The following is an 18,547-nucleotide window of genomic DNA, read 5'->3' as shown; positions in this document are numbered from 1 at the left end:
TGACCAGCCATGCCGCCGCCAAAACCCACTGGTTGGGCGGCCCCCGGCACGGTAGAGTTCCGCCATGGCAGTTACCGACATTGCGTCCCGAACCTATAACCATGGCTGGCGGCTCGATCCGATCGTGCGCAGCCTGCTCGATACCGATTTTTACAAGCTCCTGATGCTGCAGATGATCCGCGAGTTTTATCCGGATCAGCGCGTCACCTTTTCGGTGATCAATCGCACCAAGCAGGTCCGCCTGGCCGAGATCATCGACGAGGGCGAGTTGCGTGCGCAGCTCGACCATGCGCGGACCATTCGCTTCACCAAGAAGGAACTGATCTGGCTCGCCGGTAATACGTTCTACGGCAAGACCCAGATGTTCTCGCCCGACTTCATCCACTGGCTCGCCAACTTCCGCCTGCCCGAATACGAGCTCAACAAGGTCGACGGCCAATACGAACTGCACTTCCACGGACCGTGGACCCACACCACGATGTGGGAGATCCCGGCGCTCGCGATCATGAACGAGCTGCGCTCGCGCCAGGCGACCAAAGGACAGGGACGCTTCGTGCTCGACGTGCTCTACGCGCGCGCCAAGGCCAAGCTGTGGTCCAAGGTCGAACGCCTGCGCAAGCTTGAAGGCTTGCGCCTGTCGGACTTCGGCACGCGCCGCCGCCACGGCCATCTGTGGCAGCGCTGGTGCGTCGAGGCGGTCAAGGAGGGCCTCGGTCCCTCCTTCACCGGCACCTCCAACGTGCTGCTCGCCATGGACAACGATCTCGAAGCGATCGGAACCAACGCGCATGAACTGCCGATGGTCGCAGCGGCACTGGCGAACTCAGACGAGGAATTGCGCTGGGCGCCCTATCGCATTCTCGACCAGTGGCGTCACACCTACGGTGGCAACCTCCTGATCGCCCTGCCCGACGCCTTCGGCACCAAGGTGTTTTTGCGCGACGCGCCGGACTGGGTCGCTGACTGGACCGGCTTTCGCCCGGACAGCGCGCCGCCGATCACGGCAGGCGAAGAGATCATCAAATGGTGGAAGCAGAAGGGCCGCGATCCCCGGGAGAAGCTGCTGGTGTTCTCCGACGGCATGGATGTCGACTCGATCGAGGAGACCTATCGGCACTTCGCCGGACGCGTCCGCATCTCGTTCGGCTGGGGCACCAATCTCACCAATGATTTCGTCGGTTGCGCACCGGATGGATCTGCCGATCTCGATCCGATTTCGCTGGTCTGCAAGGTGACGTCGGTTGACGGTCGGCCGGCGGTCAAGCTGTCTGATAATCCCGAGAAGGCGACCGGCACGCCATCCGAGATCGAACGTTACTTGCGCGTGTTCGGCAATGCCGGACGCGTCCGCACCGCCGTGCACGTCTGAGCTATCAAATACCTTCCCGCCACCCGTTGATTTGACGAGCCCCGCATGCCCGCACCCAAGCCGCCTGCTTTCGAAACCCTCAGCCTGCATGCCGGCCAGCGCCCGGATCCCGCAACCGGCGCCCGCGCGGTTCCGATCTACCAGACCACGTCCTACGTGTTCCAGGATTCCGATCACGCCGCGGCGCTGTTCAACCTCGAGCGCGCCGGGCACATCTACACCCGCATTTCCAACCCCACGACGGCGGTGCTCGAGGAGCGGCTCGCCGCGCTCGAAGCCGGCGTCGGCGCGATCTGCACCGCGAGCGGCATGGCCGCGATGCATCTGGCGATCGCAACGATCCTGAACGCCGGCGATCACATCGTGGCCTCCGCTTCACTCTATGGCGGCACCATCAACCTGCTGGCGCACACGCTGCCGCGCTTCGGCATCACGACGACCTTCGTCAAGCCGCGTGCGCTCGATGAATTCCGCGCCGCCATCAAGCCGAATACGCGGCTCGTGATCGGCGAGACCATCGGCAATCCCGGGATGGAAGTGCTGGATATTCCGGCGGTCGCCCAGATCGCGCATGACGCCAAGATTCCGCTTCTGATCGACAATACCTTTGCGACGCCGTTCCTGAGCCGGCCGATCGAGCTCGGCGCCGATCTCGTGATGAATTCCGCGACCAAATGGATCGGCGGCCACGGCATTGCGATCGGCGGCGTCATCGTCGACGGCGGGCGGTTCGACTGGCATGCTTCCGGCAAATTTCCTCAGCTTACCGAGCCTTATGCCGGTTATCACGGCATCGTCTTCGACGAGCAATTCGGCAAGGCCGCCTTCATCATGCGCGCGCGCACCGAAGGCCTGCGCGACTTCGGCGCGTGCCTGTCGCCGACCAACGCTTTCCAATTGCTGCAGGGCGTCGAGACGCTGGGCGTTCGCATGGAACGCCACATGAGCAACACGCTCGCGGTGCTTGAGGCGCTCACCGCCAACAAGGCCGTCGACTGGGTGCTGCACCCGGCGCTTGAGAATCAATTAGATCATCAGCTCGCGAAGCGGCTGCTGCCGCGCGGCGCCGGATCGATCGTCTCTTTTGGCATCAAGGGCGGCCGCGCGGCGGGCAAAAAATTCATCGAATCGTTGCGAATGATCAGCCATCTCGCCAATGTCGGCGACGCCAAGACGCTAGTGATTCATCCCGCCAGCACCACGCATCAGCAGATGGACGCAGCACAATTGAAGGCGGCAGGGGTCGGCGAGGAGCTGGTGCGGCTGTCGGTCGGCATCGAAACCGTCTCCGACATCATCGACGATCTCGGCCAGGCGCTCCGCGCATCGCAGAAGGTTTGAACCATGCGGCTCTCCGTCAATGGTGCTGATGTCTTTGTCGCCACCGGCGGCCGTCCGTTCGATCCGTCGCTGCCCGCGGTGGTGATGCTGCACGGCGCCGGATTCGATCATTCGACCTGGGCGCTGCACAGCCGATGGTTTGCGCATCACGGCTATTCCGTGCTGGCGCCAGACCTGCCGGCACACGGCCGCTCTTCCGGCGCACCGCTGCCGACCGTCGCCGACATGGCCGACTGGACTGCCGCGCTGCTCGATGCCGCCGGCGCGGCCAAGGCCAAGCTGGTCGGTCATTCCATGGGATCGCTGATCGCGCTCGAGACTTCCGCGCGGCATCCCGGCAAGGTCTCCGGTCTCAGTTTGATCGGCACCGCCGCCACGATGACCGTCGGGCCGGATCTGCTCAAGGCCGCCGAGGTCAACAATCCCGATGCCATCAACATGGTCTCGATCTGGGGCCTTGGCTTCAAGGCCGAACTCGGCGGCAGCCTCGCGCCGGGACTTTGGATGCATCAGGGCGCACAGCGCGTGCTGCAGCAGACGCGTCCTGGCGTGCTCTACAACGATCTCAACGCCTGCAACTCCTATCAGAACGCGCTCGCGGCAGCGGCCCAGGTCAAGGTGCCCGCGACCTTCATTCTCGGCGAGCGCGACATGATGACGCCCGCCAAGGCCGGCAAGACGCTGGCGGCGGCAACACCGAACGCCCGCACCGTGGTGCTGCCGGGCGCCGGCCACATGATGATGGTCGAAGCGCCCGACGAACTGCTGGCGGCGCTGCGGCAGTAGCATCGAGCTCCGTCTCTTCCTTCTCCCCTTGTGGGAGAAGGTGGCGCGAAGCGCCGGATGAGGGGTCTGCATCCGCAGAGACAGACCCCTCACCCGTCTCGCCGCCGCTACGCGGCGTCGATCCACCCTCTCCCACAAGGGGAGAGGGTGAGCAGCGCTCGGCGCCGCAATCGTCACTGCCGCGCGGCGGGCTTCCTTTCCACCGGATGAATGTCGATCGCGCGCAGGCGGCCCATCCGCAGCACGTCCATCGAAAGCGTGCGGCCGATGCGGTCGCGGTCGAGGGCGCGGATCAGATCGTCGACACCGTTGATCTCGACGCCGTCGAGCTTGATCACGACGTCACCCGGCAACAGGCCGGCCTTTGCCGCCGGGCTGTCCGGCTCGATCTGCGCCAGCAGCGCGCCCAACTTGTTGTCGACGCCGGCGACCACAGCATGCCGCCGCGGGATTGGCGCGGTCTGTCCGGCGACGCCGATATAGGCTCGGCGGACATAGCCGTGGCGGATGATCTCGGACAGCACGAACTGCGCGGTGTTGCTGGCGACCGCAAAGCAGATGCCCTGCGCGCCGCTGATGATGGCGGTATTGATGCCGATCACTTCAGCGGCCGATGACACCAGCGGTCCGCCGGAATTGCCAGGATTGAGCGCGGCGTCGGTCTGAATCACGTCCTCGATGGTCCGTCCGCTCACCGAGCGGATCGAACGGCCGAGCGCCGACACCACGCCGGCGGTCACGGTCGATTCGAAGCCGAGCGGGTTGCCGATCGCGACCACGAGTTGGCCGCGGCGCAGGCTCTTCGAATTGCCGAGCGAGGCGTAGTGCAGATCGCGCGCGCCGTCGGCCCGCAACAATGCGAGGTCGGTGTCGGGATCGACGCCGAGGACATGGGCGTCGGTGACAAACCCTTCGATGTCACGCAGCCTGATCTCTTTCGATGAGCCGACTACGTGACTGTTGGTCAGCACGAGACCATCGGGCGAGATGACGATGCCAGAGCCGAGTCCGCCGCGCTCGCGCACGGTACGCACCTTCGGTCCGGTTTCGACGCGCACGACCGCGGGACCGACGCGTTCGGTCACGTCGATCACGGCATTGGAGTAAGCATCGAGCAAAACCTGGTCATTGTCCCGGGCAGGCTCGGCCGTTCGCGATGACAGGTCGTCATCGGCGATATCTGAGGCAAAATCCAACATGGCGAGATTCCTTCGGTCTCATCAGATGGTGACCGGGAACCGCCTGCGCAAGATGCCCGTATCCGGCGCAGGGCCGGCCCGCCAGTCGTACTGCGATAGAAGCCCCTCATGGTGAGGAGCGCGCAGCGCGTCTCGAACCATGAGGCCCGTCTGTGGCCTACATCCTTCGAGACGCCCGCTCCGCGGGCTCCTCAGGATGAGGGTTTGAACGGCCATGATGCAATAGAACTACGGCGCCCGGCGGAGCTTCGCCGGCCGCGCCTTGACGGGATCGAGCAGCGACCAGTCGCCCTGCTCCAGCGCATAGCCTTTCGGGAACGGCGCGCGCAGCTCGAGCCCGAGCGAGCGCAGCACGCGGTCGTCGCGGTAGTAGCATTGCAGGACGACGCGGACGAGTGTGGCCGCCGCGACGCCGCCTGTCGCACGGAACTTCTTCGCGATCGCATCGCGTTTGGCCGCATCGAGTTCGGCCAGCGGCTTGCCGGCCAGACGCGCGAGATGATCGAGCGCCTGCGCCACCAGCGCGGCGTCGCGGCCGAGCGTCGCCAGCATGTCGGCCTGGATCGCAGGATCGTCCGCGCCGGGCACCTTGTACTCGTCGCTGGCGGGAATGATCATCGCCGCGACGATGCGGAGATCGTCGCGCTGGGCTGAAGTCAGTTCATTGGCTGCGGACATGGCGGTCTCAGTCGAAGAGGTTGGCAAGGCGTTGCTTGATCTGGTCGGCGACGTAGAGCGCGATCGCCTGGATGGTCGAGGTCGGGTTCACGCCGCCCGAGGTCACGAACACGCTGCCGTCGACGATGAAGAGATTCTTCACGTCGTGCGAGCGGCCCCATTCGTTGACCACGGAGCGCGCAGGGTCAGTGCCCATCCGCGCGGTGCCGAGCAGATGCCAGCCGCCCCAGGGTATAGGGTTGTTGATGCAGATGTCGGTCGCGCCGGCGGTTTCGAGAATCTCGCGGCCGCGCGCCAGTCCATGCTCCATCATCTTCCGGCTGTTCTCGCTGATCGTGTAGTCGACCTTCGGCGCGGGTATGCCATGGCTGTCCTTCAGCACCGGATCGAGCGTGACGCGGTTGTGCTCCTCGGGCAGATCCTCGCAGATCGCGGAGACCGCAAGGCGATGACCATTGAGCCTGCGGAACACGCGGTGATGATCCGCGCCCCACGGCAAAATGCCTTTCTGCTCGCTCGCGACAGCTTCGAACACCGGCCCGGCGCCGCGGCCGAACTGGATGCCGTAACCGCGGACGAAACCGCGCGACAGATCAGTGTCGTAGAATTCCTTGCTCCAGAGGCAGGTCGGCGGCGCACGGTTACTATCGGTCGGCTCCTTCACGAAGCCGTAGATCTGCGCGTAGGGATGGAACATCAGGTTCTTGCCGATCAGGCCTGATGAATTGGCCAGGCCATTCGGGAAGCGGCCGGAAACCGAGTTCAAGAGCAGCCGCGGCGTGCCGACGCCGTTGCAGGCGATGATGACGACTTCGGCCGGCTGGAACTGCTCGACGCCATCCTTGTCGTAATAGACGACGCCGGAGGCCATGCCGTGCTCGTTGGTCAGTATCTCGCGCACGCGGCAATGCGTCTTGAGCTCGACGCCGGCGCGGATTGCCTGCGGCCAATAGGTAATATCCGTCGAGGCCTTTGCGCCTTGCGCGCAGGCCGGCGTGCAATGGCCGAGATTGATGCAGCGCGCCCGGCCCTCGTAATCCATCGTCGCGACCGTGGTGTCCGACGGCCACCAGTGCCAGCCGAGCTTGTTCATGGCCTTGCCGATCAGCGGGCCGGAGAGTCCGAGCGGCTGCGGCGGCATTGGCGGATGCGTCAGCGGCGACAGCGGATCGCCCGACAGGCCCGAGACGCCCATGATCCGGTCGTTCTCTTCGAAGAACGGGGTCAGTGCATCGTAATCGATCGGCCAGTCGTCAGCGACGCCATCGAGCGTCTTCACCTTGAAATCGGAGGGGTGCAGCCGCGGCCAATGCGCGGTGTACATCACGGTCGAGCCGCCGACGCCGTTGAAGTTTACGACCTTGATCGGCGAATTATCGTCGTTGATCGGATAGTCCTCGGGCCGGCCGCGGATGTTCGGACTGGTCGACCACTCGCCGTAGAACTTGGCCTCCCAGTCGCGCCCGGTGCTCGGATATTCCGACGGCTTCATCCAGCCGCCCTGGTCGAGACAGAGAATGTGCATCTTGGTTTCGGCCAGGCTCCATGCCACCGCCGCGCCGGACGCGCCGGCGCCGATGATCAGGACGTCAACGGGATCGTTCATTGTGGTTCGCTTCGCTCCCTGAACTATCGTCGCCTTAAGGGCGGTCTGTGTTCCACGATAGGGGCAGATGCGGCCCGCAGTAAAGCTGAGCGAGGCGGGCTTGGTGGGACAAACCTGCAACCCTGCCGCGCCTTGATACAGGTTTGTTCGCCGGCACGAGACGGGATAGCCTTGCTCCCAAACATGCGCTTGGGAGCGACGCCAATTCCGGATTTCGACGCCATCATCGTCGGCGCGGGCATGTCGGGCCTGTACCAACTCTACCGGCTGCGCGAACAGGGTTTTCGCGTGCGGGTGTTTGAGGCAGCAACCGATGTCGGCGGCACCTGGTACTGGAACCGCTATCCGGGCGCGCGCTTCGATTCCGAGAGCTATTCCTACGGCTATTCGTTTTCGAAGGAGGTGCTGGAGGAATGGGAGTGGTCGGAGCATTTCGCCGGCCAGCCGGAAACGCTGCGCTATCTCAATTACGTCGCCGACAAGTTCGACCTGCGCCGCGATATCCAGTTTCGCAGCCGGGTGACGGCCGCGGCCTACGACGAGGACTTGCGAGGCTGGACCATCACGATCGAAGACGGCAGCCGCTTCGACACGCGTTTCCTGATCACCGCGATCGGACCTCTCTCGACGCCGACGCTGCCGAGGATCGAGGGACGCGACGATTTCAGGGGCGCTTCCTTCCACACTGCGCGATGGCCAAAGGAGCCCGTCGACTTCGCCGGCAAGCGCGTCGCCGTGATCGGCACCGGCGCGACCGGCGTGCAGACCATCCAGACCATTGCGGGACAGGTCGGCCATCTCACCGTGTTTCAGCGCACGCCGAACTGGTGCGCACCGCTGCACAACGGCAAGATAGACGCCGCGACGCAAGTGAAGATCAAGGCGGGCTATCCCGAGATGTTTGCCCGCTGCAAGGAGACCTTTGCCTGCTTCCTGCATACGCCGGACCCGCGCGGCGCGTTCGAGGTTTCGGACGAGGAGCGCGAGGCGTTTTATGAAAAGCTCTATGCCGAGCGCGGCTTCGGTATCTGGCAGGGCAATTTCCGCGACATCCTGATCGATCGCAAGGCGAACGCCACGATTTCCGACTTCGTGGCGCGCAAGATCCGCGGGCGCGTGAAGAATCAGGCGGTGGCGGAGAAGCTGATCCCAAAAAATCACGGTTTTGGCACCCGCCGGCTGCCGCTCGAGACCTTCTATTACGAGGTCTACAACCGGGACAATGTCGAGCTGATCGATATCAACGAAACGCCGATCGAGCGGATCACGCCTGGGGGCATCAGGACCAGCGACAGGGAATACGCGTTCGACATCATCATCTATGCGACCGGCTTCGATGCCATCACCGGCAGCTTCGACAAGATCGATTTTCGCGGCGCAGGCGGTGTGCGGCTCAAGGATAAATGGAAGAGCGGCCCGGAGACCTATCTCGGCATCATGGTCCACGAATTTCCGAACATGCTGATGCTGATGGGGCCGCACACCGCGCTCGGCAACATTCCGCGCAGCATCGAGTACAGCGTCGACTGGGTCACCGGGCTTATCAGGTTTGCGATAGACAACAAGCTGACGCGGCTGGAGGCGACGCCCGAGGGCATGAAATCCTGGACCGACCACGTCAAGGCGCTCGGCGAGGGACTGCTGTCCAACGAGGTCAATTCCTGGATGACCGGCATCAACTCCAACGTCGAAGGCAAGCAGACCCGTATCGTCGCCCGCTACAGCGGCAGTGCACCGGCGTACCGCGCGCGATGCGACGAGGTGGCGGCGAAGGGGTATGCGGAGTTGCGGCTGGTTTGAACTGTCTCGGTCGTCCCTGCGAACGCAGGGACCCATACTCCGCGGCTTTTGTTGTTGAAAAAGGCAAAACAACAACGATCTCACAAGGCAATTGTGGCCGGTGGTTATGGGTCCCTGCGTTCGCAGGGACGACGGAAGACCTTTCGGATTCAATCTTCAAAGAGCTGATGCGCCTTCTCGTTCTCGCAGCGCATTTCGCCCGAGGTTTGCATCTTCGTTGCCCTCCTCGAAATCAGAGGGCGCAGGGAAGACCGGGTGCTTGCTGCACCCGCGGTCTCGCGTGCGATTTGCGCAAACAAAAATGCACACGAGCATACAGGGCAGCTGGAGCATTCCGGCCTTCCCTGCGCAATGGCTTTACGGCTTACTTCGTGCTCTTCCCGGAGAACGGCTTTCTTGCCTCCGTCGCCCCCGAGAAGCTTCGCTTCTCTAGGACTTAGCGCCAGCACCGCGGCGCCCGAACCACACGACTTCGCCGTACGCTTCCTGCGCGTATGTCTAGCGCGCCATCAGCGTCCATTGCATCTCACTGCACGGTCGTGACGATCGCGAGCGCCCCTCATCTGCCGTGAGACGGGCGGAGTTATGCCGGTGATTTGGGTGAGAACGAAAGCAGAATATTTTTGCAAAAGGGGCTGGACAGGCTTTTGGTGATTTGCCTGTCGTGCCAATTGGTCGCAGTTTGCCGCTGTCATTCCGCGGCGATGCGCAGCATCGAGCCCGGAATCCATTGTGCTGCATACTTTGTCGAGAAATGGATTCCGGGTTCGCGCTTCGCGCGCCCCGGAATGACGGCCAGAGTTCACTACCACGCATCGATACACGGCCGCTTCTTCGTCGTGCGGGCTTCCGGCTTCGGCACCGAACGCAGGCCGGACATGATCCAGTGCCGGGTGTCGGCGGGATCGATCACCTCGTCGATCTCCAGCACCGAGGCGATCGAGACCGCCTTGCCGTTGGCGTAGAGTTCGGCGACCTTGGCCTGGTAGTACTCCTCGCGCTCGTCCGGGTCCTCGATCGCTTCCATCTCCTTGCGGAAGCCGAGCCGGACATAGCCTTCCAGGCCCATGCCGCCGAACTCGCCGGTCGGCCAGGCCACGGTGAAGAACGAGGCGTGGAAGCCGCCGCCGATCATCGACTGCGCGCCGAGGCCGTAGCCCTTGCGCAGGACGATGCCGAACAGCGGCACCGTGAGGCTCGCACCGGTCACGAACATGCGCGCGACATGGCGCACGATCGCAGTCTTTTCGGCTTCGGGGCCGACCATGAAGCCCGGCGTATCGCACAGCGACAGAAGCGGGATGTCGAAGGCATCGCAGAGCTGCATGAAGCGTGCGGCCTTGTCGCCGGCCGGCGCATCGATCGCGCCGCCGAGGTGTTTTGGGTTGTTGGCGATCAGGCCAAACGGTTTTCCTTCGATGCGGATGAAGGCGGTGATCATGCCGACGCCGAAATCGCGACGTATCTCCAGAACCGAGCCTTCGTCCGCGAGAAGATCGATGACGGTTCGAATATCATAGACCCGCAGGCGGTTTTCCGGGATCGCCCGCCGCAGCAGCCGCTGGTCCGGCGCTTTCCAGTCGGCAACCGTGCCCTGGAAGTAGGACAGATACTTCTGCGCCGCAGCCGTCGCTTCCGCCTCGTCCTCGACCAGGATGTCGATGACGCCGTTCGGCGACTGGAACGACACCGGGCCTACTTCGGCCGGGTGGTAGACGCCGAGGCCGCCCCCCTCGATCATGGCGGGGCCGCCCATGCCGATCGAGGCATTCCTGGTAGCGATGATGACGTCGCAGCAGCCGAGCATCGCGGCGTTACCGGCAAAGCAATAGCCTGATACGACGCCGATGACCGGCACCAGCCCCGAGAGCTTTGCGAACTGCACGAAGGACGGCCCGTCGAGGCCGGTCATGCCGAGCCGGTCGGTGTCGCCGGGACGGCCGCCGCCGCCTTCGGCATAGAACACCAGGGGCAGCCGCCATTGCTCGGCAAGGCTCAGCATGCGGTCGATCTTCTTGTGGTTCATATGACCTTGCGTGCCGGCCAGCACGGTATAGTCGTAGGCGATCACCATGCAGCGCGCGGCTTCCGCGCCGAATTTTTCGGCGTTCACGGTAGCGACGCCGGAGATCAGGCCGTCGGCCGGCGTGTTGCGGATGAGGTCATCGACGGTGCGCCGCCGGCGCTGGGCGGCGATGGCGAGCGAGCCGTATTCGACAAACGAGCCGTCATCGACGAGATGGGCGACGTTCTCCCGCGCGGTGCGCTGGTTGGTCTTGCGGCGGCGCTCGACCGAAGCCGGGCGGTTTTCATCCAGCGTGATGGCGCGGCGCTCGATCAGCTCGGCCAGATCGGGGCGGATGTGGTCGAGATCGACGTCCTCTTCCTCGGCGACATCATGGGCGTCGATCTCGGCCGGCTCCAGATAGAGGACCGCCTCGTCCTGCATCAGCGTCACGCCGGCCTCAGCCGCGACCTTCGTCACCCGGCCGCCATGAGGCGCGGCCACCAGATGCTCCATCTTCATGGATTCGAGCACGGCGATCTGCTGCCCGGGCCGGACCAGGTCCCCTTCCCTGACGTCAATAGCTACGATCGTGCCTTGCAGCGGCGCCGGCACGGCGACCGAACCCTCAGGCCCGGCCGTCTCAACTTCGACCGTGGGCACGCCGCCGTCAGCCGCGGCGCCGGATTCGATCAACGCCGTCTCGGCGGTCGCCTCGACCGTCCTCCTGGCTTCGCCGACGAGATCAGCGACATGAGCCTCTATGAAGCCCGTGCTGACGCGGTTCTCGACAAAATCCGGATGCGCCAGGATCGCCGCGAGGAAGGAGATGTTGGTGGCGACGCCGCCGATCCGGAACTCGCGCAGCGTACGCGTGGCCTTGTGCACGACGTCGGTCCAATTGCCGCCCGGCGAATGCACAATGACCTTGGCAAGCAGCGAATCGAAGGCGGCACTGGTCCGGTAGCCGGAGTATCCAAACGTATCGACGCGAACGCCGGGCCCGGACGGCAGGTCGAATATCGCGAGTAAGCCGCCGGTCGGCTGGGTCGCACCAGTTTCGTCCATCACCTCCATGTTGACGCGGAGCTGCATCGCAAAGCCGCGCGGCCGGGGGATATACCCTTGCGCGAGGCCGAGCGAGCCCAGCGTGGCGCCGGCCGCGACCGCAAGCTGCGACTGCACCAGATCAAGGCCGAGCACCTGCTCGGTGACGGTGTGTTCGACCTGCAGCCGCGGATTGGCCTCGATGAAGGCAAAGGCCTTATCCGACGTCCTGGCGTCGTTATCGACGAGAAACTCGAAGGTGCCGAGATTGTCGTAGTTCGCAGCCGCAGCCAGTTCCTTGGCGGCGTCGATAATGCGCCCGCGCAAGGCGTCGTTCAGCGACGGGCTCGGTGCGATCTCGATCAGCTTCTGGTTACGGCGCTGGATGGTGCATTCGCGTTCCCAGAGATGGCTGATCGCGCCGTAATGGTCGCAGATGATCTGCACCTCGATGTGGCGGGCATTGCGGATCAGCCGCTCGACATAGACGCCGTCGCTGCCGAAGGCCGCCATCGCCTCGGACTGGCAGCGCGCATAGGCTTCCTCCAGCTTGCCCGCGTCATCGACGATGCGCATGCCGCGCCCGCCGCCGCCGGCGATGGCCTTGATCATGATGGCGCCGCGCTCGCCGAGCGATTCGAGGAAGGCCCTTGCCTCTTCCAGGCTGGTCGGCCCGCTGGTGCCCTCGATAACAGGCACGCCGCACTGTTTTGCCAGCGCCTTGGCCCGCGCCTTGTCGCCGAACAGGTCGAGCGCTTCCGGCGACGGCCCGACAAAGACGATGCTTTCCTCGATGCAGCGCCGGGCGAGCGTGGCGTTCTCGCTGAGGAAGCCATAGCCCGGATGCACGGCGTCGCACCCGGTCGCTTTGGCGGCCGATATCACGGCCTCAATATCGAGATAGGCCCGTGCGCCCCGCCCGGGAATTTCATGGGCCGCGTCGGCGGCGCGGATATGCAGCGAAAGGGCATCGTCGGCGGAATGGATCGCGACGGTGGCGAGGCCTGCATCTCCGGCCGCGCGCGCAATGCGGATGGCGATCTCGCCGCGGTTGGCGATCAGCAGCTTGTGGAAAGACATGGACGATTCCGTTTGGACGTCAGAGCGTAATGAATGGGCCATCGGCGCACCTCGCCCCGCTTGCTTCCTCATACCCCAATCGGCAGCACGATGCGGCCGCCCGCCTCAGTTTCTTGTTGCTGGACAACAACCCTTGCCGAGATTCTGTGCAAGCGGAATTTCGTCCCGCATTACGGAATTCACAGACAGCGCGGCGCGCTACCGTTACCGGCAGTCCAGTTGCGCTTCGAACCAGCTTTGCAGCGAGCCCGAAAGCTGCGGCCAGACACGCTGAAAGCCGGAGAGCCTGTTGGCGCCGGCGCGGTAGATCCCGCGCAGCTCCGTTTCGATCGCGGGGAGATCGACGCCGGTGCAGCGGCCGTCCCTCGCGATCAGCCGTCCATCCACCACCACGTCGCGCAGAAGAGAGGCATTGCCGCGCGCGAACAGGAGATCGATGGGGTCGACCGGCATGATCTGGTCGCGATCGAGCCCGTCGAGATCGATGGTGACGAAATCGGCCGGCGCGCCTGACATGAGCGCCCCCGTTCCCGGCGCGCCGGTCGCCTTCCGGCCGTTGGCGATCGCGAGCGCGAGGAATTCGGAAGCGGTCCAGGTGCGCTGGAAGCCGAGGCCGCCGTGCATCATCTGCACCAGCCGCATCTCGCGCAATATGTCGTCGTCCTCGTCCAGCGCCAGCCCATCGACGCCGACCGCAATGGCGCAGCCGCATCGGTGCGCGGCGGCGATCGGCGCGAGGCCGGAGCGCAAATGAAGATTGGAGGAGAAATTGGTGACGATGCGCGCGCCGGAAGTGGCAATCATCTCGATTTCATCGGGGCGGGCATGGATGCAATGCGCCAGCGTCAGCCGCTCCGACAGGAAGCCGATATCACGGAGATAACGGACGATACCATCCGGAAAATGCCGGTCCACCCAGGCGCGCTGATAGACGGTCTCCAGCAGATGCATGTGGATGCGCCGGCCGGTCTGTGCCGAATTCTCCGCGACCGCCTCCAGCAGAGGCTTTGAGCACCACTGCACGCCGGCCGGGCCGAGCTGCACGTCGACCTTGGGACCAGCGATGGCGGTAGCGATCGCGTCCGTCAGCTCGACATAGGCTTTCGGCGACATCGGCGCGCGGACGAACATCTGCTCGATCGTGCCGCGATCGTCTTTGGAGAGGCCGGAGAGAACGGGTTCTTCATCGCCATAGACGACCGGATTCTGGTCGCGGACCGCGAGCGCAAACGCAATGCGGATGCCGACATCGGATGCCGCGCGCGCAATCGCGCCGGCCTCTTCCACCAGCGGCATCGTGCCGCTCGGGCGGGTGTAATGGATCATCATGGCAGCGCAGCCGGCGCGCGCCGAACGCGCCAGCGCGGAAGCTGCGGTCAGATAGGGATCGACCGGCGTACCGAGCGCGGAGCGCAGGATCCAGCTTTCGAGCGGCATGCCGACCGCGCCGAACGATGACGCGGTCGGCCGCGCATGGTCGTGGGCATTGACGAAGGCGGGAAGGATGAGGGAGCGCCGACTTGTGGCGGGAAGCACTCCGGCGGAGATGGAGGTTATGGTTCCGCCGTCGTGCCGCAGCACGACGTTTTCGAGCAGGCTGCGGTCGGGGCCGGAGAACAGGCTGTACGCAACAACGTCCGTGATCATGACGCACCCTCCCCGTCATTGCGAGCGCAGCGAAGCAATCCATCCCGCAGCGTAAAGAAAGAATGGATTGCTTCGCTTCGCTCGCAATGACGGAAACATTCAATTCGCCGTATACACCAGCTCCCTTTCCGTGCGCGGCGGCAAAAACTCGCGCGAGAAAATCTCCGCCGGCGTCGGCGCCCGGGCGAGCTGATAGCCTTCGACGATGATACCGATGGCGCGGGCCATGCGCTCGTCCTTGACGTCGCCGACGCCGATCTCCTTCATCTCGGGCGAGACGATCAGCTTGTCGAAGGAATATTGCAGACGGCGCTTCTCGACGTCGACGTTAATCAGGTTATCGTAGTTCACCGCGGCCTTCATCCCGGCGTTCTGATCCTTGGCGATCGCGATCATGCCCTTGTTGACGGCGCGGACGAGACCGGCGACGGCCTTCGGATTGGACGCCAATAGCTTGCGCGAGACCATCACGCCGTTGGAATAAAGATCGAGCCCGTAGTCGCCGAACTGGAACCATTTGTAATCCTTGTCGGGATCCTGGCGGTTCAGCACGAGGTTAAAGTAGCTCGTGATGTTGAACACCAGCGCCGCGTCGATATCGCCTTTGATCAGCATCGGCTCCTGCAGGTTCGGCGCCATGTTGGAAATCTTGATCTTCTCGCCCTCGAGCTTGTTCTTTTGCGCAAACACCGGCAGCAGCCGCGTCGTCGGCGTGCCCTGCGCGCCGCCGAGCGTATGGCCCTCGAAATCCTTGATGGTGTTGATGCCGCTGGTCTTCTTGGTCACGATCGCGAACGGCGGCTGGTTCCAGATCATGTAGACCATGACCGGCGCGTCCTGCGGCTTGGTCGAAGCGTTCTGTATGATGGCGTTGACGTCGCCGAAGCCCGCGTCATAGGCGCCGGACATGATGCGCGTCACGGTCGCGCCCGAGCCCTCGCCCTGGTCGATCACCACATTGAGGCCTTCCGCTTTGAAGTAGCCGTGGTCCTTGGCATAGAAGAACGCCGCATCGCTGCCTTGCGTTTTCCAACCCAGCGTAAACTTGATCGTCGTCTCCTGGGCGTTGGCGGCGCCGGCAAACAGGACAGCTCCCAACAGCGCGGCACTTATTCTGGCTAACATCGCGGGTCTCCTCGATAAGGGTTGAATGACGGTTGGAAAAATCTTCGTTCAGGTGGCGATCATGTCGTTCTTGCGGGTGGCCCAGCCGGTGACGCGGCCCTCGATAGCTGAGAAAACGACGTAGAGCGCGACGCCAAGACCTGCGAGTACAAACAGGCCGGCGAACACCAAGGGCACGTTGAAATTCGAGGACGCCGTCATCATGACGTTGCCGATGCCGCGGTTCGATGCCACGGTCTCTGAAAGCACCGCACCGACAAAGGCGTAGGAGATCGCGACCTTCAGCGAGGCGAAGAAGAACGGCATGGTTCTGGGCAGCCCGACGTTCCAGAGGATGTCGAGCTTGCTGGCGCCGAGCGCCTTCAGCACGTCCTCCAGTTCGGGTTCGGTGGTCGCGAGCCCGGTCGCAATGTTGACCACGATCGGGAAGAAGCAGATCGACAGCGCAGTCAGCACCGCCGGCACCGTGCCGGAGCCGAACCACAGCACGAAGATCGGCACCACGGCGACTTTCGGGATCGACGAAAAGCCCACCAGCAACGGATAGGCCGTATCGTAAGCTGTCTTTGAAACGCCGATCACCGCGCCCAGCACGACGCCGAGGCCGACCCCGAGCACGAAACCGATCATCGTGGTCGCCAGCGTCTGCAGGATGTGCGGCCACAGGATCGGGAATTTCTCAAACAGCGTGACGAACACCTGTGACGGGCGCGGCAACACCAGGTCGGACATCCCGGTCATCAGGCAGAACAATTCCCAGGCGACGAAGAACAGCACGATCAGTCCCGCCGACCAGGCTTTTTGGCGATAATCGAGCTCGGGCATGTCAGGCCGCTCCGTGTGCTGCCGAGGCGTCCTTGGATGCTGTTCGGGCATCCTCGATAAACGCGCGCAGTTTTTGATTGAGCGCCACGAAATCCGGCTCGAAGGTCATCGCGACCGTGCGCGGCCTCTCGAAGGTGACGCGGCTGTCGTCGAGGATGCGGCCGGGCCGCGCGCTCATCACGCAGATGCGGCTGCCGAGAAACGCCGCCTCGCGCAGGTCGTGCGTCACCAGCAGCACGGTCGGCTTGTGGGCGATCCAGAGGTCCTGCAGGATCGACCACAGCTCTTCCCGCGTGAACTGGTCGAGCGCGCCGAAGGGCTCATCGAGCAAGAGCATGCGCGGCTCATGGATCAGCGCGCGGCACAGATTGGCGCGCTGGAGCATGCCGCCGGAAAGCTGCCAGGGGTAGCGGTTGCCGAACCCCTTGAGGCCGACCTGCTCCAGCAGCGCATTGGCCTTGTCGCGGAATTCGCTCTTGCGCAGCTTGCGGAATTGCGAGCGGAACGGTTCGACGATCTTGAGCGGCAGCATGATGTTCCGCTCGATCGTCATCCAGGGCAGCATGGTCGGATTCTGGAACGCCATGCCGACGCGCAATGCACGCGCCGCCACTTCCCGTCCGCCGACGATCACCACGCCCGATGTCGGCTGCACCAGGCCGCTGACCAGCCGCAGGATGGTGGACTTGCCGCATCCGGAAGGCCCGACAAGAGCGACGAACTCGCCGTCGGCGATCCGCAGCGTCGTCGTGGAAAGGGCCGGCACCGCGCGGGGGCCGCGGCCGAAGGTGACCGAGGCCTCCGAGAGCTCGATGGCAATGGGTGCGACGGAAGCCGGAACCGGCGATATCAGGAATTCGGAATATGGTTGCATGCGCATCATGGCTGGAAGTGCATGCAAGCCGGATGCCAGCAAAACCCGCCTGTTAAATCAATGGGATCGCGGCAAGCCCACCAGATCCGCGGATTCCTTTTGTGCAGTTAGCCCGTCAAACTGCATGCAATTGAGGCGCTCAATCGGTGCACAATTGTGATAAGAGACGCCATCCGAAGCACTTCCCCCAGGATTCGCCGATGGCGCCCCGCTCCGCCAGCAAGTCAGCCGTACCGTCCGACAAGGTCGGCGTGATCTGCCGCGCGCTGCGCCGCGCCATCATCGAACAGGCGCTGGAGCCCGGCGCCAAACTGCCTGAGGATTCGCTTGGAGAGAGGTTCGGCGTCAGCCGCACCATCGCGCGGCATGCGCTGGGACAACTGGCGGCGGAAGGTCTCGTCGAACTTCGGCGCAACCGGATTGCCGTCGTGGCGACGCCGAGCTGGCAGGAAGCGCGCGATGCCTTCGATATCAGGATCGAGCTCGAACGCCTGGTGGTGCGCCAGCTCGCCGGCAAGCTGACCAAGAGCCAGGTCGCCGAACTGAACGCCCATGTCGACGCCGAAGACCACGCCCGAGACGGCTCGGATGCGGTATCGATCAGGCTCGCGACGGAATTCCACATCCTGCTCGCCAACATGACGAACAGCCCGATCCTGGTGCGTTACGTCAGCGAGGTCGCCTATCGTTGCTGCCTGACGCTATCGCTTTACAGCCGCCCGCATTCGTCGGAATGCGCGATCAACGAGCACCGCGCGATCATCGCCGCGCTGGTCAAGGGCGACGAAGCCAAGGTGATGAGCCTGATGCATAGCCACCTGGACTCGGTGGCCAGCCGCGCGCTGGTAGCCCCTGCGCCGCGGCGTGGCCGCGATTTACTGGATATTCTGGCGCCTTATGCGGAAGAAAGCGAAGGCGGCCGCGTGGTGAAGATGCCGAAGGTGGTGCGGGCGCGGTAGGGCTTCTCCCTCGCCCCGCACTTGCGGGGAGAGGGTTGGGGTGAGGGGCTCTCTCCGCGAGCGCTGCGGCCCGTTGATGGACCTGTACCCCCTTGTATCTGCCCATTGAGCAAAATGTGCGATGGAAGCGACTGAGCGCTTTGGCCGGTGGCCACCGGCCAAAGCGCGCGGCGATGTCGCCCGATACCCCCTGGGTAACACCCGTG

Annotated in this window: 13 protein-coding genes; 5 read left to right on the top strand and 8 right to left on the bottom strand. The window is 64.1% G+C overall.

Annotated elements, in window-relative coordinates:
- Window positions 1-64 precede the first annotated feature (64 nt).
- Genes pncB through GWE18_RS27340 form a run of 3 tightly spaced genes read left to right on the top strand, consistent with a single transcriptional unit; the run spans window position 65 to window position 3,496 of the window.
- On the top strand, window positions 65-1,369 hold the full coding sequence (gene pncB / locus GWE18_RS27350) for a nicotinate phosphoribosyltransferase (protein WP_275188790.1): 1,305 nt from the start codon (window positions 65-67) through the stop codon (window positions 1,367-1,369).
- A 45-nt stretch (window positions 1,370-1,414) separates the two neighbouring features.
- Window positions 1,415-2,710 (top strand): O-acetylhomoserine aminocarboxypropyltransferase, encoded by a 1,296-nt coding sequence (locus tag GWE18_RS27345; RefSeq protein ID WP_275188789.1) that lies wholly within the window; start codon window positions 1,415-1,417, stop codon window positions 2,708-2,710.
- A 3-nt stretch (window positions 2,711-2,713) separates the two neighbouring features.
- The gene (locus GWE18_RS27340; RefSeq protein WP_275188788.1) at window positions 2,714-3,496 is read left to right on the top strand and encodes an alpha/beta hydrolase; all 783 of its coding nucleotides are present in this window, start codon (window positions 2,714-2,716) and stop codon (window positions 3,494-3,496) included.
- A 173-nt stretch (window positions 3,497-3,669) separates the two neighbouring features.
- On the opposite strand, the gene GWE18_RS27335 is transcribed toward GWE18_RS27340, so the two are convergent.
- The 3 genes from GWE18_RS27335 to GWE18_RS27325 all read right to left on the bottom strand — a co-directional run bounded on the left by GWE18_RS27335 (window position 3,670) and on the right by GWE18_RS27325 (window position 6,979).
- Window positions 3,670-4,695 carry a trypsin-like peptidase domain-containing protein gene (locus GWE18_RS27335; protein WP_275188787.1) on the bottom strand — a complete coding sequence of 342 codons (1,026 nt, stop codon included), beginning with the start codon at window positions 4,693-4,695 and terminating at the stop codon, window positions 3,670-3,672.
- Window positions 4,696-4,923: 228 nt separating this feature from the next.
- Entirely contained in the window at window positions 4,924-5,373 is a 450-nt protein-coding gene (locus tag GWE18_RS27330) for a hypothetical protein (protein ID WP_275188786.1), read from the bottom strand.
- 7 nt (window positions 5,374-5,380) lie between these two features.
- Complete coding sequence (locus tag GWE18_RS27325; RefSeq protein WP_275188785.1) at window positions 5,381-6,979, bottom strand: GMC family oxidoreductase; 1,599 nt, start codon at window positions 6,977-6,979, stop codon at window positions 5,381-5,383.
- A gap of 171 nt (window positions 6,980-7,150) precedes the next feature.
- Here GWE18_RS27325 and GWE18_RS27320 point away from each other — a divergent pair, with 171 nt between their 5' ends.
- On the top strand, window positions 7,151-8,779 hold the full coding sequence (locus tag GWE18_RS27320; RefSeq protein ID WP_275188784.1) for an NAD(P)/FAD-dependent oxidoreductase: 1,629 nt from the start codon (window positions 7,151-7,153) through the stop codon (window positions 8,777-8,779).
- Window positions 8,780-9,584: 805 nt separating this feature from the next.
- On the opposite strand, the gene GWE18_RS27315 is transcribed toward GWE18_RS27320, so the two are convergent.
- From GWE18_RS27315 to GWE18_RS27295, 5 genes are all read right to left on the bottom strand, one after another.
- The gene (locus GWE18_RS27315; protein ID WP_275188783.1) at window positions 9,585-12,911 is read right to left on the bottom strand and encodes a carboxyl transferase domain-containing protein; all 3,327 of its coding nucleotides are present in this window, start codon (window positions 12,909-12,911) and stop codon (window positions 9,585-9,587) included.
- Between the two features lie 204 nt (window positions 12,912-13,115).
- Window positions 13,116-14,558, bottom strand: coding sequence for an amidohydrolase family protein (locus GWE18_RS27310; protein WP_275188782.1), 1,443 nt, complete (start codon window positions 14,556-14,558; stop codon window positions 13,116-13,118).
- A 99-nt stretch (window positions 14,559-14,657) separates the two neighbouring features.
- On the bottom strand, window positions 14,658-15,683 hold the full coding sequence (locus tag GWE18_RS27305; RefSeq protein WP_275188781.1) for an ABC transporter substrate-binding protein: 1,026 nt from the start codon (window positions 15,681-15,683) through the stop codon (window positions 14,658-14,660).
- A gap of 48 nt (window positions 15,684-15,731) precedes the next feature.
- Entirely contained in the window at window positions 15,732-16,508 is a 777-nt protein-coding gene (locus GWE18_RS27300; RefSeq protein ID WP_275188780.1) for an ABC transporter permease, read from the bottom strand.
- Window position 16,509: 1 nt separating this feature from the next.
- Window positions 16,510-17,382: an ABC transporter ATP-binding protein gene (locus GWE18_RS27295; protein ID WP_275188779.1), complete on the bottom strand. Its 873-nt coding sequence runs from the start codon at window positions 17,380-17,382 to the stop codon at window positions 16,510-16,512.
- Between the two features lie 200 nt (window positions 17,383-17,582).
- Here GWE18_RS27295 and GWE18_RS27290 point away from each other — a divergent pair, with 200 nt between their 5' ends.
- A complete protein-coding gene (locus GWE18_RS27290; protein ID WP_275188778.1) occupies window positions 17,583-18,341 on the top strand; it encodes a GntR family transcriptional regulator in 759 nt (252 codons plus the stop codon).
- Window positions 18,342-18,547: the final 206 nt, after the last annotated feature.

It is taken from the genome of Bradyrhizobium sp. CSA112, assembly GCF_029051645.1.
Classification (GTDB): Bacteria; Pseudomonadota; Alphaproteobacteria; order Rhizobiales; family Xanthobacteraceae; genus Bradyrhizobium.
This window is presented reverse-complemented; position numbering and strand designations above follow the sequence as displayed.